Origin of the sequence: Alteromonas profundi (assembly GCF_010500865.1) — a bacterium.
Taxonomy (GTDB): Bacteria; Pseudomonadota; Gammaproteobacteria; order Enterobacterales; family Alteromonadaceae; genus Alteromonas; species Alteromonas profundi.
Map to the genome: position 1 here is coordinate 288,554 of NZ_JAAAWN010000001.1, position 23,185 is coordinate 311,738.

The window sequence follows — 23,185 nt, forward strand, 5'->3', positions numbered from 1 at the left end:
TCGGTGGGCAGGGTTAATTAGGCCTAAAAATAGTAAATTTAACCAATGAATAATCAAAATAGTCATCACGTTGTAAGTGATGAAGACATCAAGTGGATGAAGCACGCACTCGCGTTAGCTGATAAGGCCGAGGGTATGGGCGAGGTGCCGGTAGGCGCGTGTGTGGTGTATCAAGGTAACGTCGTGGGAGAAGGGTGGAACACCCCCATCACAGATCATGATCCCTCTGCCCATGCTGAAATGATGGCGGTACGTGAGGCGGCGAAAACGCTAAAAAACTATCGCATTGTAGATGCTACCTTATATGTCACCCTTGAACCTTGTTCTATGTGTGCTGGCATGTTGGTGCATGCCCGAGTCCAGCGGGTAGTCTATGGGGCCAGTGATGCAAAAACGGGGGCAGCGGGCTCGGTGATGAATTTATTGCAGCATGCAGCATTAAATCACCACACTGAGATAACCTCTGGCGTGCTTAAAGAAGAGTGTGCGGGTAAGTTATCGGCATTTTTTAAGCAGCGTCGAGATGAAATTAAGCGAGCGAAAAGGGCAAAACGGGCCGCGCTTAAGAATTGCGGTTCAACTGAGTAAACATATCGCTTGTAACATAGTGCTTGCGTCTTTGTAGTACTTTTTGATGCATGCGCTTTAACATCAATCTGCGTCGGTTATTATTTTTCAAAGCTACATCCTTTTTCATAAATTTTCGTCTTTTCATTTTTCCTCCAGATACGTTAACAACGGAGAAACAGGGCAAGAGTTTACCCTTGCCTGTCGCTACGCTATCGAAGAAATATGACACCGACATGACAATTTTCAACAGATGCGCTTTATATTCTTTGTTGTTCATCTAGCCAGACTAAGCTGTCGTAATAACGCCGGATATTATCCACATATTGTAAGGCTTCATCCCCCCTAGCATAACCATAGCGGGTGGTGCGGTAATACTTTTTTTGTCTAAGCTGGGGCAGCCGTTGTTTAACGTCAACCCATAGGTCTGGATTGCCGCCCTGTCGTTCGGTAAGTATACGTGCGTCTTCTAAGTGGCCCATGCCTATATTATAAGCGGCCATGGCCATCCAGGTTCTGTCAGGTTCTTTAATACGCGCAGGAATACGGCTGAGTAAACTAGCAAAGTAACGCGCGCCTCCACGGATGCTTTGTTCTGGGTCGGTTCTATCCTCTACATCCCAGTCATTCGCTGTATCCATGGTCAACATCATTAAACCGCGCACACCGGTTCTTGAAACAGCCTCAGGTTTCCAGTGACTCTCTTGGTAGCTCATGGCGGCGAGTAAACGCCAATCCAGATCCCCAGCGTATTGCTGAAACCAAGGTTTATAGGGTTTTAATGTACGCTCCGCCGCCTTGTTAAAGGCGCGACTATCAACATAGTCAAATTGTCGAATATGGCCGAAGTACTTTTCTTCTAAAACAGTAAACCAGCCTGACTGATGTACTGTGCCAAAATATTCCACCATCGCAGCCTTAATCGAATCGTCTTGAACACGGTTAAGCGCCCACGCCATTGGCATGGTTTCGTTTAGCGTGCTTGCTACCGCAAGGTTAGGGTAGCGGCGTCGTTGTAATGCAAGCCGATTGCTATCTGCCACCGTATAGGCGATGTCGCCCTCTGCTACTTGTTGCAATAGCTCTTCAGAATCGGAGTCTTCAGTGGTTGTCACCAAAACGTCACTGTCAGAGCTAATAGTATGTAAAAGGTGAGCCTGGCTACTACCGGCGACCGCCACCACGGGGAAAGACAAATTTTCGATATTATTAGGGCGCGAGGCTCCGGCTTTAAAGACAAGGTACTGTGAAACGGTTTGATAGGCAGGACCATACGCGAACCTGTCTTGTAGCGCTTGGGTCACGGCGTCGCCGGTGGCGACAATATCCAAATTTCCTTCTTCCAGTTGCTCAAGCATAGCCTCGTAGCTATAAAAGGGGTAGAGGTCGAGTGTTACCCCTAAGTAATCAGCAAAGCCTGCGAGCAACTCGTATTCGAACCCCTGAGGACCTTCAGCACCGTTGTAATAGGTAGCAGCGCCATAGAGGGTACCTACTTTTACCGAACCGCGTTCTAATAAGGTAGATAATGCATGGGGCACTTTTGGGGCACCACAACTGGTGGCGAAAAAGCATAAGACGATAAATATTACCGCTTTTAATCGGTTTTTGTAGTCTGGCAACTGCATAGGCCTTTATGTATTGTTGTAAATGCTGCGAATATCAAAAAAACTTCCATATACGTCGATATGTAGGTTATCAATTCATCATAATTAATCTATAATCCGCGCCGAAATCCTCATCAATTTACGAGACAACGCGTCGCATTGGTGGTCGTTGTTTCCACACAACCAGGTAAATCAATATGTTGGTCCTTCGAGGCGCTCCTGCACTATCTGAGTTTCACCAAACTAAACTGATTGCAAAGCTGGGTCAATCCGGCATTAAGGTGAATAACCTTTACAGTGAATTTGTTCACCTCATCGATTCTGAAGGTGATTTGTCAAAGCAGCAAGTAGAAATACTCGACAAGCTGCTTACCTACGGGCCCGCCAGACAGGCTCAAAGCCCCTCCGGCACCTTATTTTTTGTTACACCTCGCCCCGGCACTATCTCTCCTTGGTCATCTAAAGCTACCGACATCGCACACAATTGTAGCCTTTCTACCATTAAGCGCATAGAACGTGGGTGTGCGTTTTATGTTGATACCGATGAAGTGCTAGACGAAGACGCATACCAACAGCTTGCAAGCTTCTTTTACGATAGAATGACGGAAACTGTATTTCGTGCGACTGAAGATGCCGTTGCCCTTTTTGCACAATCAACTGCGAAGACTTTTACCTCGATAGACGTACTAGGCAAAGGTAAAGAAGCACTAAGCGAAGCGAACGTTTCATTAGGTTTAGCATTAGCCGATGATGAAGTAGATTATCTATTTGATAGCTTTACACGGTTGGGGCGCAATCCTACCGATGTTGAGTTGTACATGTTTGCCCAAGCCAACTCAGAACATTGTAGGCACAAAATATTCAATGCTAGTTGGACAATTGACGGCGAAGAGCAGCAGAAGTCACTGTTCAAAATGATCAAAAACACATTCGAGCTGTTGCCCGATAATGTTTATTCAGCATATAAAGATAATGCAGCCGTAATGGCAGGGTGGGAGGCCGGGCGTTTCTTCCCTAATCATCAATCCCATCAGTACGAATATCACCATGAAAATATTGATATTCTCATGAAAGTGGAAACCCATAACCATCCTACTGCAATTTCACCTTTCCCAGGTGCAGCAACAGGGTCTGGTGGTGAAATTCGCGATGAAGGTGCTACCGGCAGAGGCTCTAAACCAAAAGCGGGTTTAGTCGGCTTTAGTGTATCGAACTTGCGTATTCCTGGCGCCGAGCAGCCGTGGGAACACGTGTATGGCAAGCCTCAGCGTATTGTAAGTGCCCTTGATATTATGCTTGAAGGGCCCCTCGGCGGTGCCGCGTTTAACAACGAATTTGGTCGCCCTAACTTGTTAGGTTATTTCCGTACCTATGAACAAGAAGTAAATAGCTTTAATGGTGTGGAAGTTCGCGGATACCACAAACCTATTATGTTGGCCGGTGGTCTAGGCAATATTCGACGAGACCATATCGAAAAAGGCGAAATTACCGTTGGCGCTAAGTTGATTGTACTGGGCGGCCCTGCAATGAACATTGGCTTGGGCGGGGGCGCAGCTTCATCAATGGCCTCCGGTCAGTCAAACGAAGATTTAGACTTTGCTTCAGTGCAACGAGAAAACCCAGAAATGGAGCGCCGTTGCCAAGAAGTTATTGATGCATGTTGGCAATTAGGGGATGACAATCCAATTCAATTTATCCACGACGTAGGCGCAGGTGGTTTATCAAACGCGCTACCGGAATTAGTCAACGATGGTGAGCGTGGTGGACAATTCGAATTACGAAAAGTGCTATCAGATGAGCCAGGCATGACACCGCTTGAATTGTGGTGTAACGAATCACAAGAGCGCTACGTAATGGCGGTAGCGCCTGAAAATATGGCGGTTTTTGAAGCCATATGTAAACGAGAACGGGCACCTTATGCCATTGTAGGTGAAGCCACAGAACAGCAGCATTTACAGCTTAATGACAGTCAGTTTGACAATAAACCGATAGACATGCCTTTAGATGTGCTATTGGGTAAGCCGCCTAAAATGCACCGCGATGTAGCTTCTGCTAGCGTAGCCGGCAATGAACTTGATGATAGCGCAATAGTGCTATCAGATGCGGCTACACGTATCCTTTCGTTGCCTACAGTGGCTGAAAAAACCTTCTTGATTACTATAGGCGATCGCTCTGTAACTGGCTTAGTCGCGCGGGACCAAATGGTGGGGCCGTGGCAGGTACCGGTATCGGATGTTGCTGTTACCGCTAGTGCCTTTGACACCTATCACGGTGAAGCAATGGCAATGGGCGAACGTACCCCCGTAGCATTGCTGTCCCACGGCGCGTCGGCGCGCCTTGCCGTGGGGGAAGCGTTGACTAATATAGCTGCAGCTAATATAGGCGATCTTAAACGCATCAAGCTTTCCGCAAACTGGATGGCTGCGGCGGGTCATCCGGGTGAAGATGCGGGCCTTTACGAAGCAGTTAAAGCCGTGGGTGAAGAGCTTTGTCCTGAATTAGGGCTTACCATTCCGGTGGGTAAAGACTCTATGTCGATGAAAACTGCTTGGCAAGAAGACGGCCAAGATAAAGCGGTGACCTCGCCCTTATCGTTGGTAATCTCTGCCTTTGGCGCGGTGAAGGATATTCGTAAAACGGTAACCCCTCAACTACGCACAGATAAAGGCGATTCTCGCTTGTTATTGCTAGATTTAGGCGAGGGTAAAAACCGTCTAGGGGCAAGCTGTTTAGCCCAAGTTTACACGCAATTAGGTGATAAGCCTGCCGATGTGGTGAGCGCGTCACGTCTAAAAGATTTCTTTAACGCTATGCAAGTGTTAATAGAAAAACAATTAGTGGTTGCTTACCACGACCGTTCTGATGGTGGCTTATTTACTACTGTGGCCGAAATGGCCTTTGCTGGCAAAACTGGGGTTTCGGTTTCTCTTGACGCGCTAAGCGGCTCGGATTTATCGGTACTGTTTAATGAAGAACTCGGCGGCGTTATTCAGGTACTTAATGAAAATATCGATTCGGTTAATCAGGTATTAGCCGACTTTGGGTTAGATGAAATCTGTAATGACATCGGTACGCTTAACTCAACAGATGTGGTTGAGTTTACGCGCCACGGTGAAACGGTTCTTAGCGATAGTCGTGTAGCGATGCGTACGGCGTGGGCCCAGACCACATTTGAAATGCAGAAGCTTCGCGATAATCCAGCGTGTGCAGCACAAGAGCATGCTGCTAAACAAGATATCAATGATCCTGGCCTTCATGTGGCACTAAGCTATGATGTAAACGAAGACGTAGCTGCCCCTTTTATTGCGAGCACAGCCAAGCCGAAAGTGGCGATTTTACGGGAACAGGGCGTAAACTCCCATCTTGAAATGGCCGCTGCATTTACACGCGCAGGTTTCACCGCCATTGACGTGCACATGAGCGACATCTTAGCGGGCCGAGTTACTCTTGAGCAATTCTCTGGCTTAGCCGCCTGTGGCGGTTTCTCATACGGGGACGTGTTAGGTGCCGGTGAAGGTTGGGCTAAATCTATTTTATTTAACCCCACAGCACGCCAACAGTTCGCTAATTTCTTCGAACGCTCAGATACCTTTAGCTTAGGGGTATGTAATGGCTGTCAGATGCTATCAAACTTGAAAAGTTTAATACCAGGTACCGATCATTGGCCACACTTCGTTGCCAATCAGTCTGCTCGCTTTGAAGCCCGGGTGGCAATGGTGGAAGTGAATGAATCGGCCTCGGTGCTATTAAAGGGGATGGCTGGCTCTCGTATGCCTATAGCAGTATCCCATGGCGAGGGGCAAGCCGAATTCACCGCACCTGAATCGCTGCAGGCGGTACAGCCGCAGGTAGCGTTACGCTATATCGATAATTATGGCGACGTAACCACGCAATACCCTGCCAACCCTAACGGTTCGCCGCAAGGAATTACAGGTTTAACCTCCGAAGATGGTCGCTGTACTATTATGATGCCTCACCCTGAACGCGTATTTAGGGCGGTGGCGAATTCGTGGTGCCCCGATGACTGGCAAGAGGATGGCGCGTGGATGCGTATGTTCAGAAATGCGCGTCGGTTTGTTGGTTAGTCAAAAGCGGGTAACGGTAAAGGCGGAGTATTAAAGCCTTTACCACTGGCACTACACCTAGATTACGCTAACGTTTTGGCCCGCTGGCAAAAAAATGTACAGCGGGGCTTGTCATAAGTAAGTCACTGATCTATTGTAGTGCGTGCACGGAGTGCAGTTGGGTTACAGGAGTTATAATAGTGGGTAAAAACTGGTTAAATAGTAAAATTAACTGGTGTAGATAATAAGAGACGACGAATGAATCGTTCATCAAAAGGGTTTGGCTTAACCGGAGTGGCTGTGGCTGTAGTGCTTATGTTTGTTACTGCTGTCTTTAGTTCATCGGCAAAATCTGCCGACATGCCATCGACCTTGGTGGTGCAGTCTTCAGTTAAGTAGTATGAAGTAAAATTCTAATGGCAGTCTTTATACGAGACTGCCATTAACCTCACTAAATTTAATACTGCCTATTGAATATGACAGTATCGTTACCGCTTCCTATTTTTTTCCCTATTTATTAATTTCTGCTCAGGATGTTTTTTCAATAGCACATAAGTTGCGCCGAAACCACCATGCATGGGCTGTGCGGTATGAAAGGCAATAACCTCTTCTAATTCTTGTAGCCAGTGGTTTAGATAGCTCTTCTTCAAAGCGGGAAAAGGCTGACTATTTTCGCCTTTGCCATGCTTAACTAACAACGCCCGCACACCTTTTTCATGACACGAAGAAACCGTATGGTATACCGCGTCTCGGCTTTGCTCCACAGTAAGGTTTTTAAGCGATAGGGTATGTTCCAACGGGTATTTTCCTAGCCGCAATTTCTTAAATACGCCATCTTGAATGCCCGGTTGCTGGTAGTGAATAAATTCGTCGGGCGGTACAGGATTAACCCCTTCTAAACTTAATGGATTTACACGCTTTTCGCGCTCACTCCTTTGTCGTTGGGCTTTTTTTTGTTTTTCTTTTAGGGCTTTTTCTGGGTCGTACAGTTCGGCTTTATCACCGTTATTGATAGGCTTAACATCTTTCATCTCTGCGAAAAATGTGTCTATCTCATCATGTTCAAGGTGGGTCATAGTACCTCCCGCATACCCGATAATTAGCGACGTAACTACATAATAAGGTCGCTTATGTAGCTAGCTTATACGTAATTTTGAATTATGGGGATGATTTTTGAAAACAGAAACTAAATGTAGTGGCGTCCCCACCGCGACTCGAACGCAGATCTAAAGCTTAGGAGGCTCTTGTTTTATCCGGTTAAACTATGGGGACGCATTGATTTTGCTAGAAATTTATCAACGCGCAGCAGTATAACCTTTTATAGAAATTATGTTAAGAATATTTCCATGCGAGGGGGCTTTGCCGCGCTATCACCTTGGTTCCACGCAACCTACAAATACGCGCTAATTTATGCCCTTGTAGAGGCGTCCAATATAGCGTCAATAGCCTTTATTTTTTAATGACGAAGTCATTTTCCTGCACATTGATAGCAAAGCCGGTGTCTTTATGACGCACGCTAGAAGTAGACCCGTAGGCTTGCTCTACCGTAAATACGCCAGGGTATACGTTGTACTGAAGGTAGCGCTGCCCGCGGCTATCTATCACCTCCATGGTTCGATATATATAAAGCTCATCGTTAGGCATAACTTCATTGTCTCGCCCTAGCGATACCGTCAAATTTCCGTTGCTGGTGCTAAGTACTCGGCCCGTAAGTGGTTGGCATGCTGTGACCTCTTTAATATCAGCAATAAAGCTTCCCATTTCTTTTTTAATAGCGTTCCCGTAGTCGGTATGCCAAAAAGAGGCAGAAAGGCTATCTAGATCGCTAAACCTATCGAAAGGCCAGTCACTTTGCGTGGTGTAAGTACGATGAAATAGCTCACCCCCATTTAACCCATCGAAAACTGTAATATCCATGCTGAAATAACGAGAGGCGTCTTCCTGTTTCCAAAACGCCAACGCTGAGGAGGGCTCTCTGTGTACACTTAAATCACCCAAACGACCAATAATGACAAATTGCGTATTGCCTTGACGCGCCAATTCACGTGCATTCTCGGCAGCCGTAGGGGCGGCCCATTGCGTGGTGTAAGGGGCGATAAAGGGGAGGGACAGGGTGGATGTTTGTACGGCCATTTGCCGCGCTAACTCACGGGTAAAGGCCTGTTCAAAATTATCTAGCTTGCCGTCAAGAAGATGTTGTCGATTTTCTACCATGAAATAACTGGTGGCAAATTGCTTGGGATAGTCACTAGCACTGCATGTTTTTCCTCGTGCGAAAATATCGGCTCTCACTGTTACAGTAACGTAATCGGCGTGCCATACCTCATCAACAAGTTCTAGTTGCTCTACTTCACCTGTACTACTTATGGTTATACTTTCACTTTTTAGTAAGCCATTAGTTAACTGTTGAACGCTATTTACAGACGCGCCAGCAAACAATAAGGCTTGTTTTAGTGCTTCTTCAGTGGCGTCTCTGCGTGCCTTTTGTTTGTTTCCCTTTTGAATCACAGCTTGGCCTTTGGCCTCGTACCACACGGCATAAGTTTGCCCTACTGGTAGTAAGACTAGGCAAATTAGCGCCATTAACTGGCTTATGCTTCTCAAGCTTTTTTCGGTAAACACGTTATTCCTCACCACAGATGAAATCGCAAGTTCGCGCCTTTAAAATGGCGCCTGTTTCTAACCCTATGGGTATTTTTTAATAGGGTATAGAGAACCTTTGCCAAAGTATTGACGACTACGCCGCTACGCTTATCCCTTGGCACAAGAAGCGATTCAGATTTTACGGGGTATCTTTAAGCTAGATACAGAATACTTATAAGTACATTGTATAAGCGTAAGCGAAATAAGTGCCAACTTGAGCGAAATAAGCGCCAACATGGTATCTATTGCATTTTGGGCGCAATCTTTGCTTAACTACCTAGCATAGAGGCGTGAGAGGTCGATAAGGATCAGCGGTCGCGGCGGTGAACAATGATACGCTGTTTCTGCAGGCTGGGCTTTTCATATTCGCGGCCTCGCGCTTAACGCGGTGTGCGAAGGGCAATAGATGAGAAGGTTTGTCACATGATGACGGTGAAAAAAAATATAAGTTATCCCATGTTAGCAATGGCGCTTACGATTATAGGCGTTGGTAACTTATCAGGGTGCGGTTTGCTGGTAGATAAACACGTAGAGTGGGAGACAGTTGAGCCTGAAAGTTACCCGGTGCTTAAGGCGGTAGGCTATGCACCCATTAACTCGCAACGGGGCGACAATGACACAGTGAAAATGCTAATGGCAATAAAGGCCTCGAAACTAGAGGCCTATCGCGAGCTAGCGGAACAAGTGTATGGTCAGCGCATCGAAGGCAGCCAATCATTGTCTAGCTTAGTGGTATCCAATGAGTCGTTAAAGGCGTCTGTAGAAGGTGTGATCCGCGGAGCAGAAGTTGTTAAGAGTTACCCGGTAGGCGAAGATACTTACGCCACTGAGCTAAGCCTAGATATGCAGCGTGTTTACGAAATTTATCTTACCACCGCAAAGCCGCGCCGAATTAAAGACATTAAATACTATTGATATCTGTCTAAGGACGGGTAGTAAAAGAAGATGCAACCCAGAACAAAAAAGCGCGTTAACTACGCGCGTATTCCCGAGCCGAGCCTGCCTGCGTTAGGCTTGCCCTTTTTATCATAGGTGAGCGACTCTTTGGCACGCACTTCAAGCATCAAGTTACGTAGGTGAGTTAGACGAAGCTGGCCTTGCTCTACTGCTTTTTGGTTTATTTCCGTTCGGTATTTACATGCGTCAAGCAGGCTGGCTGCTTTTTCCATAAGCGCAGCAGAGCTATCGGAAAGGGTATCGGTTTCTTTATTTTTTTTATAAAGAGGCTCTATATCGTTATCTAAGGCCTGAATAGATGACAACAGGGCAGTTTTATCTTCCAGCAAAGTAAACAACGTTTCTGCGTCACGAGAACTAATAAGATGAAGTTCTTTTTCCAACAACAATACAAGCTGGGACAAATTCTCAACTTGTTGCGTGAGTGCAGCATCTAATTGACCGGACATAATCGTAATCTTATACCTTGTTTACCCGCGTATGGTGTTTTGCCATACGCTTATTTGGTTGAGAAAATCTCACCCTCAAGCTTGGCTATTTTTGTTGCCAATACGTCTGGGTTTACTTTGTAATCACCACTTTGAATTGCTTTTTTTAGCCTATCTACTTTTTCCTGATTCACAGGCGCTTCGGTTGCCTTTTTCTGAACCTGATTTAGTTGTTGCGCAGATTGCGTCAAAGACACTGAGTCTTGACGAGACGTTGGCGCTTTAGACGCAGTGCTTGCGGCACTTTGTTGCTGCGACTGTTGCGCTTGGTTCTGCTGCGAAATTTTTGTGTTGTCAACGGGGTTTTTCGGTAACCCGTTGTTTACATTGTTAATTGCCATAGTCTTTCTCCACTACCTTTTCACCTCAAGTAAGTTATCGACTGCAAACCTCGTTTCTTTAGGTTTATTTACGATGAAAGTGTAGTTAATTACTCGCTAACTTTTACAAGTGTACCACGACTTCTTTGGCACTGGCGACCTCGGCTACCACGGTATTTTGTGTGCTTGAATTAGTCACCCGAATGGTATCTCCTATAACGCCATCTTGCTGTGCGATACCTGCTGTTTTGACTGCCATAGTTCCCACCGACGCTTTAATAGTAATACGATCGCCTTTACACACAAAGCATAGCATATTTGACTGAATCGCTTGGCCGTCCACTACGCGTCGTTTCATTCTAGCCCCAATAAGCGTATCAATATCGGTAAACGCCGTATGGCGAAGACGGCGAATGTCCACATCCGCTAGGGTTAAGTTTTGGGAAGTCAGCACTGTACCTGGGCTAACCGCGCCAGCTGTTACTACAATTTCTTTGGTTCGATTAACCTGAGCACTGGTAAAAACATACCAATCGTTGGTATTACAGCTCACGCGCACAGAAATATACGATTGCTTAAGCGCCTCATCTGACGCATGGTACTGAAATCCACTGGGGCATTGGGGGATATTTATTCTATCGTCTATCTTCACAACACTTATGTCGATGTTAGTATCGTCATTGTGGGTAGACAGTGATGACGTCAAATAGGCTTTTACTCCCTGTTCAACTTTATCGTGTTGTGTGGCCGCAAAGCTTGTTGCCGGAATAACGAGCAAGAAGACAAGTAAAAGCGGTAAGTATTGTCTGTATAAACTAAATTTTTCGTATTTTGTAATATTCATCGCTACTTTTCGTGTTCAGGTGGCGCGTTATTGGCTATGCTTATTGAAGGACTTAACTGACAGATTTTTCTCTACCCGCTATGTACATGAACAACATATGCGCATTGCGTCATTTTTCTGTCGTTTTACCAGCTAAATTTTAGTGATATTGTTTATCTATACAATGATAGGCAATGATCATGCCCAGTATTAACAAGAGGTGACACATGTCGGGTATTTTGGATTCTGTTAACCAGCGTACGCAACTCGTTGGTCAAAACCGACTAGAGTTATTGTTATTCCGGCTAAATGGCCGTCAACGGTTCGGTATCAACGTATTTAAAGTGCGAGAGGTTTTACAATGCCCACCGCTAACGTCTATGCCGAAGCTAAACTCTCTGGTACGTGGGATTGCTCATATACGCGGGCAAACTATTTCGGTAATTGACTTGAGCATGGCCACCGGAGGCAGACGAATTGAAGATTTATCCAGTGCCTTTATCGTCATTGCTGAATACAATCGCTCGGTTCAAGGCTTTTTGGTTGGGGCTGTAGAGCGTATTATTAATACGAATTGGGATGCGATAATGCCCCCGCCTCAAGGAACTGGACGAGCAAGTTACCTCACCGCGGTAACTGAGGTGGAAAATGAACTTATCGAAATTCTCGATGTAGAAAAAATCCTTAATGAAATCTCGCCACTAAATGCAGAGGTAAGTGCTGATGTAGCCAAGCACCTAACCACTGAAGGGCAAGAAGACAAAATAATTTTTATTGCCGACGATTCTGCCGTGGCACGCAACCAGGTTAAAAAGGCATTAACCTCATTAGGCCTAGAAATAGAACTGGCTAAAAATGGCTTAGAAGCGCTAAACCGTTTAAAGCAAATAGCCGAAGAGTACGGTGATGTCACTAAGCGGGTGGGTGTACTTGTTTCTGATATTGAGATGCCAGAAATGGACGGCTATACCCTAACCGCAGAGATAAAAAATACCCCTGAACTACAAAAGCTTCATGTTGTATTGCACACCTCACTAAGCGGTGTCTTCAACCAAGCGATGGTACAAAAAGTAGGGGCCGATGATTTTATTGCAAAATTCCATCCTGACGAACTTGCTACCGCTGTTCAAAAGTGGTTGATGATAGACTGTGAATAACGGAGCGGTCGGGCGTTGAGCAGAAAAGAACTCTCGTCAGAGGGCTACCATAAATTTAGGCAGTTCCTCGAACAACAATGCGGTATTGTGTTAGGAGAAAGTAAACAGTACTTAGTTCGAAGCCGGCTGGCATCGTTACTCTATACCTATGATTTTCCTAACACAGACGCGCTTATTGATGTAGTAGTAAAAGGCTACGATAGAAAACTACTACAAAGTGTTATCGATGCCATGACTACAAATGAAACCCTGTGGTTTAGAGATAACTATCCTTTTGACCTATTGTTAAAAAGTATACTCCCAGAGTTAACCCAAAAGCAGCGCAAGCTGAGAATTTGGAGTGCCGCGTGTTCGTCTGGTCAAGAACCTTATTCAATTGCGATGTCGGTATTGGAGTTTCAAAAACAGCGTCCTGGCGCGCTGCGTTATGGCGTTGAAATTGTCGCGACAGATTTATCCGCGGCAATGCTTGAGAAGTGTCAGCAAGGTATCTATGACGAACTTTCGTTAGCAAGAGGGCTATCTCCTCAGCGGCGTCAGATGTTTTTTGAGCCTCATTCCAGCGGACAAATGCAGCTGAAAACAGACGTACGGCGTATGGTTTCATTTAGAAGTTTAAACTTACTCAGTAGTTATGCCTCCCTAGGACGCTTCGATATCGTCTTTTGCCGTAACGTACTAATTTACTTCTCACCGCAAATAAAACAAAAGATACTGCAACAAATTGCCGCTCAGTTGCAGCCAAGCGGCGTACTTTTCCTTGGCGCGTCGGAATCAATCAGTGGCGCAAGCGATATGTATAGCATGGTTAAGTGTCAGCCTGGCTTGTACTACCAAAAGAAATAGTGTCTATAAGCTTATGAATTATAATGCTTATTATCAATATTAATTTCCTTTCTAGTTATTAATTAAACGTCAAATTTCCATTTGGCACTAGCCTTGCTAGATAAACTCCGACAATCGCTATTGTTGTTGTATGTATATGCAACATGTTTACGCAACGAGGAGTTTTCACTATGGCAATTAATCTCGACAAATTGGTCGGATTTCATCAATCGGCGCTGGCAATTCGCACCGATAGAATGGAAGTGATTGCTGGTAATCTGGCCAATGCCAATACGCCTGGGTACAAAGCCAAAGATATCGATTTTAACAAAGCGATGAAATCTGCAGTGCGTTCATCTTCCGGCAAACCTGCCGCAAGTGATAGCCAGATGATGAGAACCCATGAAAACCACCTTAGCGGAAGTAGTTCGTCTGTAGCGTCGAACTTTGATATGCAATATCGCGTGCCATTGCAACCTGATACCGGCGATGGCAATACGGTTGAAGTACAGGCTGAAAGAAATAGATTTCTCGATAACAGTCTTCGTTATCAAGCCAGTCTCACCTTTGTAAACGGTAAAATTAAAGGTATGAAAAAAGCCCTTGGTTCTGGAGGCCAGTAGTCATGAGTTTATTTAATGTAATGTCAATTTCCAGTACGGGAATGGAAGCGGAAAATGTTCGCTTGAATACCACGGCGAGTAATATCGCCAACGCGAACACGGTAAGCAGCAGCTATGACGAAACATACCGGGCTAGACAGCCAGTTTTTGCCACGCAACTACGTCAAGCCATGGACGATCAGTCTAAAGGTACTGGGGTATCGGTAAAAGGTATTGTTGAAAGTGATGCGCCTTTGCAGGTGGAATACGCACCGCACAACCCTATGGCGGATGCAGATGGCTATATCTATAAGCCAAACGTAAACATTGTGGAAGAGATGGCAAATATGATGTCTGCCTCCAAAGCATATGAAACCAATGTGCAAGTAGCGGATACCACTAAGAATATCTTCCGTCGTGTATTGCAATTAGGCCAAGGGCAATAAGTTGCCACACAGGTAAGTTGAGGAACCAATCGTGAATACTATAAACAATAGCGGCTTAAATACCGATCTATATTGGCAAGAAGAAGGGGTTAAAGTTGCTGACGGAACCGAGCAGCAACTGACTCAGGAAGATTTCTTCTCAATGCTAACTGAGCAATTGGCCAACCAAGATCCCACAGCCCCAGTGGACAATGATCAAATGGTAGCCCAGATGACCTCTTTCACTATGGCGGATGGTATTTCTCAACTTAATGAAAAGTTTGAATCTTTTGCCGCTTCCATGACATCAAACCAGGCGTTACAGGCGTCGAGTTTGATTGGCCAGAATGTATTGGTTGAAGGCAACATAGGTCATATGGCCAACCAAGGTGATGGCCTATCTGGCGTAGTAGTAAATGAGCAAACCGTTCAAAACATGAAAATCAATATAGAGAATCAATACGGTGAAGTCATTAAAACGATAGATGCGGGTACACAGGCTGCCGGCAATATTCAGTTTGAATGGGACGGTAAAGATACCCGTGGCAACGATATGGCCGCAGGTGATTATGTTATTAGTGCCACAGGAGAGATCGACGGCGAGGGTGTACAGCTTTCCACCGCGGTTAATCGTCATGTTGGTAGCGTGAGTCTTGCCGGTAGTGGACAAGGCGTAATTTTAAATTTGGATGGTGAGGTCAGTATCAATCTTGATGACGTCATCCAAATCGGCAGTTAGTAGGAGAATGAAGAATGTCTTTTAATATCGCACTTAGCGGCGTTTCGGCTGCGCAAAAAGATTTGGATACCACCGCCAATAATATCGCGAACGTAAATACGGTAGGCTTTAAGGAATCGCGTGCAGAATTTGGTGATGTTTATGCAACATCACTGTTAGGCGGAAGCCAAACCAAAGTTGGGGACGGCGTGCTAACTCAAGATGTGGCACAACAGTTCTCACAAGGTAGCTTACAATTTACCAATACTGCGTTGGACTTAGCAATTACTGGGAATGGTTTCTTTGCCACTGTACCCGATGAAACGTCTCGTGATTTTTCGTTTACCCGGGCAGGACAATTTAAACTTAATGACGACAATTACGTGGTTAACAGCAACGGTGATCTCCTGCTAGGGTTTCCGGTAAATTCAGACGGCACGAGTTCTTCAGTAGCACTAAGTACCACAGAGCCCGTTTTGATCCCTGATTCATCAGGCTCGCCAGCGCAGACCTCTGAAGTTGATATAAAAATGAACTTGCCGGCCAGTGCTCAAGGCCTAGACCCAGCGCAGTTTAACCCCGATGATCCATTAACCTATAATGCCGCTACCTCGGTTACCGTCTATGATTCATTAGGCGATAGTCATATTATGACGTATTACTTTGTTAAAGACCAAGCGGCAGACAATGAGTGGTATGTTGCTACGTCTGTGGATGATCAACTTACTGATTTGGTGAACTCTGACGGGTCTGACTCTGACCCTACTACGGCCGCCCATGCTTTAGGTACCGCCTCGGGTAATTCGGTCACAGCCGCTAAGTTGGTTTTTTCTCAAGGGGGTGATTTCACGGGGATACAAGCCCCAGATGGTATTCAAACCTCAGATTATAAGTTGACCACAGAGGCGCTTGGTGCAGCCCTTTCTAATGGCGCAGATGCATCGCAGCAAGTCAGTATCGATTTTAATTTAAATCCTACCCAAGCAACCACCAACGAGCCTACTCAATACGCGTCGGCGTTTGAAGTGACTTCATTGGAACAAAACGGTTTACCCGTAGGCCGTTTAACAGGTATCGATATTGGTCCTGACGGTTTAGTTCGCGCTACGTTTTCAAATGGAACATCAGAACCAATTGTGCGTGTTGCGCTGGTTCGTTTCGCCAATGAGCAAGGTTTAACACAACAAAGCGGTACTGAGTGGAAAGAAAGTATTCTCTCTGGCGAAGCTTTAGCGGGCGAAGCTACCACAGGTACATTTGGTGAAATTAACTCATCTGCACTTGAGCAAGCGAACGTAAACTTAACCACTGAGCTTATCGATATGATTATTGCTCAGCGGAATTTCCAAGCTAACTCCCGCGCGCTTGAGATTAATAACTCACTGAACCAGACTATATTGAATATTAGATAAGCACTTTATCTTCTTAGAGCCGCAGCATTCGACTGCGGCTTTTTTCTATCTACTACTTTTTGTACAACTTGGCACTCACCTTGCAATTCATGAGTATGGTTTAACGTGAGTCAAAAGTCAGTCATGGACAAACTTCTCTATATAGCAGCAAGCGGCGCCTCTCAAGACCTTCTCGGGACTGGGATTCGAGCTAATAACTTAGCGAACGCACAGACAACAGGGTTCCGTGCGCAGCTTGAGCAGGCAAGAGCGATGCCGGTGTACGGCGAAGGGTTGCCGTCACGTGTCTTTTCGATGACGGAAAGCCCCTCAAATAACTATGAGTCTGGCCCTATGATTAAAACAGGGCGGGATTTGGATGTCGCTATTCAAGGCGATGGTTGGTTTGCCGTTCAAGATCAAAATGGTCAAGAAGCTTACTCTCGCGACGGTAACTTTAAGTTAGGCGACGACGGAATTTTGACAGATATTCATGATCGCGTGGTGCTTGGTGATAACGGCCCCATCTTTTTACCCGTTCCCTTAGATAACCTCAATATCGCATCGGATGGAAGTTTATCCATGCGCCAGTTGGGCGCCCCAGCAAATGTAATTGAGGACATAGGTCGACTGAAATTAGTTAACCCTAATTATGCAGATATGGAGCGTGGCACCGATGGCTTGTTCCGTATGGAAGATGGAACTATCGCCCCTGGCGCAGCAGACGTGAAAGTAATGTCTGGCATGCTTGAAGGGTCGAACGTAAATGGGGTTGAAGAGATGGTGGATATGATAAGCCTACAACGTCATTACGAGTTGCAAGTAAAAGTAATGAAGCAGGCGGAAGAGCTCGATACTCGCGGAAACACACTACTTCGCATTTTGTAATTTTATTTTTAGTTACGTTGCAGTTTGTTGTGACGTCGGGAGGTTTATATGCACCCAGCATTGTGGATAAGTAAAACAGGATTAGATGCCGCACAAACAGATGTTGCCGTGGTATCCAACAACTTAGCGAATGCCTCTACGGTGGGATTTAAAAAAGACCGTGCAGTATTTGAAGATTTACTCTATCAAAATATTAACCAACCGGGTGGTCGTTCATCCGCGGATACCGAGTTACCTTCGGGGCTTATGCTGGGGTCGGGGTCAAAAGTAGTCTCTACCCAAAAAGCTCATACCCAAGGAAACTTACTGACCACTGACAATGCATTAGACATGTCGATTCAAGGGCGTGGGTATTTCGAAATATTACAAGCTGACGGCACGGTAGCTTACTCCCGAAATGGTCAGTTCGCGCTAAATGACCAGGGCCAAATAGTTACCTCTGGCGCAGGCTTTTTACTGCAACCTGAAGTTGCCGTACCTGAAGATGCGCAGCAAATAACGATTTCTCAAGACGGTGAAATTAGTGTCAGTATTCGCGGTCAGGCTGAGCCTCAGGTATTAGGTCAAATGAATATCTCAGATTTTGTAAACCCAACGGGATTACAGCCTATTGGTCAAAACTTGTATGTAGAAACGGCGTCTAGCGGGGCACCTATACAAGGGGTACCTGGGTTGCAAGGGCTGGGTTATATCTCGCAAGGCACACTGGAAACGTCTAACGTTAATGTAACGGAAGAGTTAGTGAACTTGATTGAAAGCCAGCGCTTGTACGAGATGAATTCAAAAGTCATTTCATCTGTCGATCAGATGCTTGGACAAGTTATTCAGCAATTATAGTGAGTAACCTTATGCGTATTCTTGTTCTTTCTACAGCTCTTTTGATGCTAGGTGGTTGTGCCTCTTCCGGCAAGCCGCCTGTGGAGGCAAATGATCCATCGTTTGCCCCTGTGGTACCAGATTACCCCCGAGAAACTATCGTGGAAGATGGCTCTTTGTTCCGTTCTTTTATGGCAAACAGCCTCTATTCAGATGTAACCGCCAGACGGGTAGGCGATATCATCACGGTTGCGTTAAGCGAAAGCACGTCGGCAAGTAAATCGGCAGATACCACTACAGCAAAAGATACCAACGTAGACTTGAACACCATAACGGGCTTGGGGGGTAATGCGGTTAGCATTGGCGGCCAGTCGGTTCAATTGGGCATAGGCTCTTCACGAGATTTTAGTGGCGACGCAGAAGCTAATCAAAGTAATAGTTTATCAGGCGCTATATCTGTCACCGTTGTTGAGGTATTGCCCAACAACAATTTAGTTATACGTGGCGAGAAATGGATAACCCTTAATCATGGTGACGAATATATTCGCCTAACAGGCATTATTCGCCCTGCAGATATCAGCCCAGAAAATGAAATTGTGTCAACCAAGGTAGCGAATGCGCGAATTCAATACTCAGGCACTGGCTCGTTCGCTCGCGCTCAAGAACGTGGTTGGTTAACCAAGTTCTTCGACTCAACTTGGTGGCCGCTTTAGGCGGATAGGAGCATGATTATGCGATTGTTTATTATTGTACTAACCGCATTTAGTTTATTGGCGCCGCACCTTGCAATGGGGCAGAGAATTAAAGATCTCGCAAGTATTCAGGGCGTTAGAAGCAACCAGTTAGTGGGCTATGGGCTTGTGGTGGGATTACCCGGAACCGGTGAGCAAAGCCCCTTTACTGAACAAAGTTTCAGAACCATGCTAAGTAATTTTGGTATAAGTTTGGATGCGAATACCAAACCAAAAATTAAAAATGTCGCTGCGGTTGCAATACACGCAGAGCTTCCCGCCTTTGTGAAGCCAGGTCAAACCATTGACGTTACTGTGTCCTCTGTGGGTGAAGCCAGCAGTTTGCAAGGTGGAACGCTATTACAAACCTTTTTACGCGGCGTCGATGGCAAAGTGTATGCAGTGGCACAAGGCAGTTTAGTGGTTAGTGGTTTTGGCGCACAAGGCGGCGATGGCTCGCGCATTGTCGTAAATACGCCTACGGTCGGGCGCATTCCCAATGGCGCAATGGTAGAGAGAGCGGTACCAAGTGGCTTTGCCAATGGGGATACGCTTACACTGAATTTGCACCGCCCAGATTTTTCTACTGCTAAGGCGTTAGCCGATACTATAAATGAGAGACTGGGCGCACAGCCCGATAAAGGCTATGTAATTGCTACACCCATAGATGCGGCTTCTGTGCGAGTATCTGCGCCCCGAGATGTAGGTCAACGCGTAGGGTTTCTTGCAACCTTAGAAAACTTTGAATTTACACCAGCCGACGCACCTGCGCGAGTAGTTATTAATAGCCGCACAGGAACTATTGTAATAGGAAGTGATGTGCGCTTACTGCCTGCAGCTATCACACACGGTGGTTTGACGGTGACCATATCTGAAAATCAACAGGTTTCTCAGCCTAATGCTTTTGGTGAAGGAGAGACGGCCATAACAACCCAGTCGATTGTTGATGTTGATCTCGCCGATAGCCGTATGTTTAAGTTTGAACCTGGCGTAACGCTAGATCAGTTAGTCAGAGCCGTTAACGAAGTGGGCGCAGCGCCGGGCGATCTAATGGCGATATTAGAAGCTTTACGCCAGGCAGGTGCTCTTCATGGCGAACTGGTGATTATCTAATGGATAGTTTAAGTACAAAATCACAGTTGGACATGGCACGCAATGTTCACGATTTGGGCAGTATCAACAAAATGCGTGAAGCTATCGCTTCAGGTGATGAAACGGTGTTGCAAGAGGCGGCTCAACAATTCGAAGCTATTTTTGTACAAATGATGCTTAAGTCTATGCGTAAAGCGCAAGATACGTTAGCAGATGAAGACAGCCCGTTTAACTCGCAGCAGGTGAAGTTTTACCGAGATATGCATGACCAGCAGTTAGCTACTGACCTTACGTCTAGCGGTGGGATGGGGCTTGCCGACATCATCGTTAAGCAATTAGGGCAAAGCGAAGATGGCTATAGACCTGCGAGTATCATACGTAGTGATGGCAACTTAAGTTCGCTAAATGACCGAAGTAGAGAACAGGTGACACACGCACAGGAAAACGTCCTGGCATCAGAATCGAAAGGCGCCCCCGCAGCCAGAAAAGATGTGATGTTTGAAAGTCCACAACATTTTGTTGAAACCTTACGTCCCCATGCGGAAAACGTAGCACAAAAGTATGGTCTTGATGCAAAGGCCATTATCGCCCAAGCGGCGGTGGAAACCGGCTGGGGCAAGTTTGTTATTCATAACGCCGATGGTTCTAGTTCACATAACCTGTTTGGCATTAAAGCTAATCGGCAGTGGCAGGGCGAGCAAGCGGTGGTCGACACGCTTGAATTCAACGGGACTGTTCCTGAAAAGCAAAAAGCGGCGTTTCGATCTTATCCTTCACTCACTGAAGCTTTGGACGATTACGGTAAGTTCATTGCGACTCAGCCGCGCTATCAACAAGCGGTTGAAAATGCGCAGGATGCAACAAGGTACGCCCAAGAATTGCAAAAAGCAGGCTATGCTACCGATCCTAAATATGCGGATAAAATTATGTCTGTTTACCATGGTGACAGGCTAAACGGGTTGATGCCGTAAGGCGTGAGGAAAACTTATGAGTTCAGTCGATCTATTTTCTCTTGCTAGCAGTGGGGTTAACGCCAGTAGTAAGTTGCTGCAAACCACCAGTAATAATATTGCCAATGTAAATACTGATGGCTACGTGCGCCAACGTACCGAACTGAACAATAGTCAAGTGTTCGGGGTGAGTATTGGAAATACAGAGCGTATTATTAATCAGTTTGCGCAAAATCAATTGCGCCGCGATATTACCCTAGTCGGCGAGTTAGAGTCGTATTCAACTAAAACCTCTGCGATAGATAATCTCCTTGCGGGCGAGGCGAATTCCTTGTCTAAGGGCTTTAGTGAATTCTTCGCTGCCTTACAAACTTCAGCCGATGACCCAACTAATCTTGCCTCTCGTGAACAAGTGCTCGCGAAAAGTGAATCTCTATACCAGCGTATGCGCACAGTGTCTGACTATGCTATCGAAAAAGAAGAAGAGCTTAATTTAGAGTTTAATTCAATGGTTAGTCGCGCCAATAGCTTGATAGGTAATATTGGAGAATTGAACAAAAGCATTGTAATGGCGCAAGGAAACAATACCAGTGATGAGCCAAGTGCCCTGCTTAACGAACGAGACCAAGCTATCGATGAATTAGCATCAATCATGTCGATAAATGTGAAAGAAAGCCAAAGTCAAAATGGCGCTGTCACCATAAACCTTACTTCCGGAGAGTCGCTTGTATTAGATAATGGTTCGTTTAATTTGTTTGATCTGGGTAACAATGCAGATGTGACTTATAAAGAGCTAACGCTGCAAACTAATTTTGGTTCTCAAACGAAAGATGAAACGGCGATAAACGTAATAGAAAGCGAGCTTGGCGGAGCCTTAGGTGGGTTATTTCGTTTTAGAAACGAAGTATTAGGTCCAGCCATGCGTGATGTAGGACAACTGGCCGTAGCCTTTGCAGATGCAATGAACAGCCAAAATAAACTAGGTATGGACTTAGATGGGCAACTGGGCAGTGATATATTTGATATCCCAACCTTCTCAGGCTTAACAGATAATAACACCGTAGGGGATTATCAAGTAACGGGCCGAATAACGGCAGGCGCTGGGGCTGAGGTTACGGATGCTGATTATAGTATCAAAGTTACGAATGTTGCCTCCGGTGTTCCTTCGGAAATAGAGGTTACGTTACTTAACGCCGATGGTACGGTGAAAACCGATGGCTCAGGCGCGCCTCTCGTATACTCAGGTTTAAGTGTAGGTGGAGGTTTTAACGAGCTTCCCGGCGGAATTGAAGTTGAATTTGACGGTTCAGATACCTATGTTGGTGGCGAAGAGTTTCTACTACAACCCACTAAAAATATAGCGTCATCTATTTCCTTAGCAACACAACGCGCAGAAGACTTAGCGTTCGCATCGCCCATAAGGGCGCAAGCCGACAGCAGTAATTTAGGCAGTGCCAACGTAACGGGTGTAACAATCACTAATACCACAACCACAGGCACTGTGGAGCAATCGGCGTTTGATGGTGCAGGGGGGATTGATACTGCGGCCCCGGCACAAATAGTCTTCACCGCCCAAGACAGCTATCAGGTATTAGATGCAAGTAATAATGTGCTGGCAACGGTTTCCGGCACGACTAATTTAAATAATCTTATCCAGCAAGCAAAAGACAGTGCGGGTATTTATAGCGGCCAAGATGACTATCCTGGCTACGATTTGAGTTTAGATGGTGTACCAAGAGCCGGCGATTCTTTTTCTATTGGTTATAATACTGATGGCTTTAATGACAATACTAATACCCTGGCTATCGCCGCACTACAAAATGAAGGCCTAGTGCAGGTGAGTAGCGAAGCGAGCAATAAACCACGAACGTTTCAAGATGCTTATGCATCTATGGTAGGACGTATCGGTGAAGATGCCGCCATGGCTAATGTGTCCTTACAGTCGGCAGAAGCAATGAAAGTCCAGTCTGAAAACTGGTTTGAATCTGTTTCTGGAGTAAGTTTAGATGAAGAGGCTGCGAACCTTATAAAGTATCAACAATCTTATGCTGCAGCTGCCCGAATATTGTCAACAGCGCAAGAATTGTTCGACACCATATTACAGTCGGCGAGGTAATTAAA

At 45.8% G+C, this 23,185-nt stretch carries 22 protein-coding genes and 1 tRNA gene; 16 read left to right on the top strand and 7 right to left on the bottom strand.

What is annotated here, in order from left to right; translation table 11 throughout:
- Positions 1-45: 45 nt before the first annotated feature.
- Positions 46-588 carry a tRNA adenosine(34) deaminase TadA gene (gene tadA, locus GTH32_RS01265; protein WP_163083413.1) on the top strand — a complete coding sequence of 181 codons (543 nt, stop codon included), beginning with the start codon at positions 46-48 and terminating at the stop codon, positions 586-588.
- Positions 589-827: 239 nt separating this feature from the next.
- Here tadA and mltF read toward each other — a convergent pair whose 3' ends face one another.
- Positions 828-2,195, bottom strand: a complete 1,368-nt coding sequence (gene mltF / locus GTH32_RS01270) for a membrane-bound lytic murein transglycosylase MltF (protein ID WP_163083414.1) — start codon at positions 2,193-2,195, stop codon at positions 828-830.
- A 176-nt stretch (positions 2,196-2,371) separates the two neighbouring features.
- Between mltF and purL the strand changes: the two genes are divergently transcribed.
- Together purL and GTH32_RS19335 are read left to right on the top strand one after the other, a co-directional pair.
- Positions 2,372-6,259: a phosphoribosylformylglycinamidine synthase gene (gene purL, locus GTH32_RS01275; protein WP_163083415.1), complete on the top strand. Its 3,888-nt coding sequence runs from the start codon at positions 2,372-2,374 to the stop codon at positions 6,257-6,259.
- Between the two features lie 237 nt (positions 6,260-6,496).
- Positions 6,497-6,637: a hypothetical protein gene (locus GTH32_RS19335; protein ID WP_203565307.1), complete on the top strand. Its 141-nt coding sequence runs from the start codon at positions 6,497-6,499 to the stop codon at positions 6,635-6,637.
- An 89-nt stretch (positions 6,638-6,726) separates the two neighbouring features.
- Here GTH32_RS19335 and smrA read toward each other — a convergent pair whose 3' ends face one another.
- The 3 genes from smrA to GTH32_RS01290 all read right to left on the bottom strand — a co-directional run bounded on the left by smrA (position 6,727) and on the right by GTH32_RS01290 (position 8,860).
- Positions 6,727-7,314, bottom strand: a complete 588-nt coding sequence (smrA, locus tag GTH32_RS01280) for a DNA endonuclease SmrA (protein WP_163083416.1) — start codon at positions 7,312-7,314, stop codon at positions 6,727-6,729.
- A 120-nt stretch (positions 7,315-7,434) separates the two neighbouring features.
- Positions 7,435-7,510 (bottom strand) — tRNA-Arg (locus tag GTH32_RS01285).
- A gap of 177 nt (positions 7,511-7,687) precedes the next feature.
- Entirely contained in the window at positions 7,688-8,860 is a 1,173-nt protein-coding gene (locus GTH32_RS01290; RefSeq protein WP_343033369.1) for a flagellar assembly protein T N-terminal domain-containing protein, read from the bottom strand.
- A gap of 486 nt (positions 8,861-9,346) precedes the next feature.
- Here GTH32_RS01290 and GTH32_RS01295 point away from each other — a divergent pair, with 486 nt between their 5' ends.
- Complete coding sequence (locus tag GTH32_RS01295) at positions 9,347-9,796, top strand: LPP20 family lipoprotein (RefSeq protein WP_425482350.1); 450 nt, start codon at positions 9,347-9,349, stop codon at positions 9,794-9,796.
- Positions 9,797-9,855: 59 nt separating this feature from the next.
- On the opposite strand, the gene flgN is transcribed toward GTH32_RS01295, so the two are convergent.
- The 3 genes from flgN to flgA all read right to left on the bottom strand — a co-directional run bounded on the left by flgN (position 9,856) and on the right by flgA (position 11,490).
- Positions 9,856-10,296, bottom strand: a complete 441-nt coding sequence (flgN, locus tag GTH32_RS01300; protein ID WP_425482351.1) for a flagellar export chaperone FlgN — start codon at positions 10,294-10,296, stop codon at positions 9,856-9,858.
- Between the two features lie 41 nt (positions 10,297-10,337).
- Positions 10,338-10,667 (bottom strand): flagellar biosynthesis anti-sigma factor FlgM, encoded by a 330-nt coding sequence (flgM, locus tag GTH32_RS01305; RefSeq protein WP_163083419.1) that lies wholly within the window; start codon positions 10,665-10,667, stop codon positions 10,338-10,340.
- A 103-nt stretch (positions 10,668-10,770) separates the two neighbouring features.
- Complete coding sequence (gene flgA, locus GTH32_RS01310; protein WP_163083420.1) at positions 10,771-11,490, bottom strand: flagellar basal body P-ring formation chaperone FlgA; 720 nt, start codon at positions 11,488-11,490, stop codon at positions 10,771-10,773.
- A gap of 206 nt (positions 11,491-11,696) precedes the next feature.
- Between flgA and GTH32_RS01315 the strand changes: the two genes are divergently transcribed.
- The 12 genes from GTH32_RS01315 to flgK all read left to right on the top strand — a co-directional run bounded on the left by GTH32_RS01315 (position 11,697) and on the right by flgK (position 23,180).
- On the top strand, positions 11,697-12,626 hold the full coding sequence (locus GTH32_RS01315) for a chemotaxis protein CheV (RefSeq protein WP_163083421.1): 930 nt from the start codon (positions 11,697-11,699) through the stop codon (positions 12,624-12,626).
- 15 nt (positions 12,627-12,641) lie between these two features.
- Complete coding sequence (locus GTH32_RS01320) at positions 12,642-13,472, top strand: CheR family methyltransferase (protein ID WP_163083422.1); 831 nt, start codon at positions 12,642-12,644, stop codon at positions 13,470-13,472.
- A 170-nt stretch (positions 13,473-13,642) separates the two neighbouring features.
- Positions 13,643-14,074, top strand: a complete 432-nt coding sequence (gene flgB, locus GTH32_RS01325) for a flagellar basal body rod protein FlgB (protein WP_163083423.1) — start codon at positions 13,643-13,645, stop codon at positions 14,072-14,074.
- Between the two features lie 2 nt (positions 14,075-14,076).
- Positions 14,077-14,499, top strand: a complete 423-nt coding sequence (gene flgC / locus GTH32_RS01330; RefSeq protein WP_163083424.1) for a flagellar basal body rod protein FlgC — start codon at positions 14,077-14,079, stop codon at positions 14,497-14,499.
- Positions 14,500-14,530: 31 nt separating this feature from the next.
- Positions 14,531-15,217, top strand: coding sequence for a FlgD immunoglobulin-like domain containing protein (locus GTH32_RS01335; RefSeq protein ID WP_163083425.1), 687 nt, complete (start codon positions 14,531-14,533; stop codon positions 15,215-15,217).
- Between the two features lie 14 nt (positions 15,218-15,231).
- Positions 15,232-16,608 carry a flagellar hook protein FlgE gene (gene flgE / locus GTH32_RS01340; protein ID WP_163083426.1) on the top strand — a complete coding sequence of 459 codons (1,377 nt, stop codon included), beginning with the start codon at positions 15,232-15,234 and terminating at the stop codon, positions 16,606-16,608.
- Between the two features lie 123 nt (positions 16,609-16,731).
- A complete protein-coding gene (locus GTH32_RS01345) occupies positions 16,732-17,475 on the top strand; it encodes a flagellar basal body rod protein FlgF (RefSeq protein WP_163083492.1) in 744 nt (247 codons plus the stop codon).
- Positions 17,476-17,523: 48 nt separating this feature from the next.
- Positions 17,524-18,312: a flagellar basal-body rod protein FlgG gene (flgG, locus tag GTH32_RS01350; RefSeq protein WP_163083427.1), complete on the top strand. Its 789-nt coding sequence runs from the start codon at positions 17,524-17,526 to the stop codon at positions 18,310-18,312.
- An 11-nt stretch (positions 18,313-18,323) separates the two neighbouring features.
- On the top strand, positions 18,324-19,004 hold the full coding sequence (gene flgH, locus GTH32_RS01355; protein WP_163083428.1) for a flagellar basal body L-ring protein FlgH: 681 nt from the start codon (positions 18,324-18,326) through the stop codon (positions 19,002-19,004).
- A gap of 18 nt (positions 19,005-19,022) precedes the next feature.
- Positions 19,023-20,135 (top strand): flagellar basal body P-ring protein FlgI, encoded by a 1,113-nt coding sequence (locus tag GTH32_RS01360; protein WP_163083429.1) that lies wholly within the window; start codon positions 19,023-19,025, stop codon positions 20,133-20,135.
- Positions 20,135-21,085 carry a flagellar assembly peptidoglycan hydrolase FlgJ gene (gene flgJ / locus GTH32_RS01365; protein ID WP_163083430.1) on the top strand — a complete coding sequence of 317 codons (951 nt, stop codon included), beginning with the start codon at positions 20,135-20,137 and terminating at the stop codon, positions 21,083-21,085. Before GTH32_RS01360 ends, flgJ begins: the two co-directional genes overlap by 1 nt.
- 16 nt (positions 21,086-21,101) lie before the next feature.
- Positions 21,102-23,180 carry a flagellar hook-associated protein FlgK gene (gene flgK / locus GTH32_RS01370; RefSeq protein WP_163083431.1) on the top strand — a complete coding sequence of 693 codons (2,079 nt, stop codon included), beginning with the start codon at positions 21,102-21,104 and terminating at the stop codon, positions 23,178-23,180.
- The last annotated feature ends 5 nt before the right edge of the window (positions 23,181-23,185 follow it).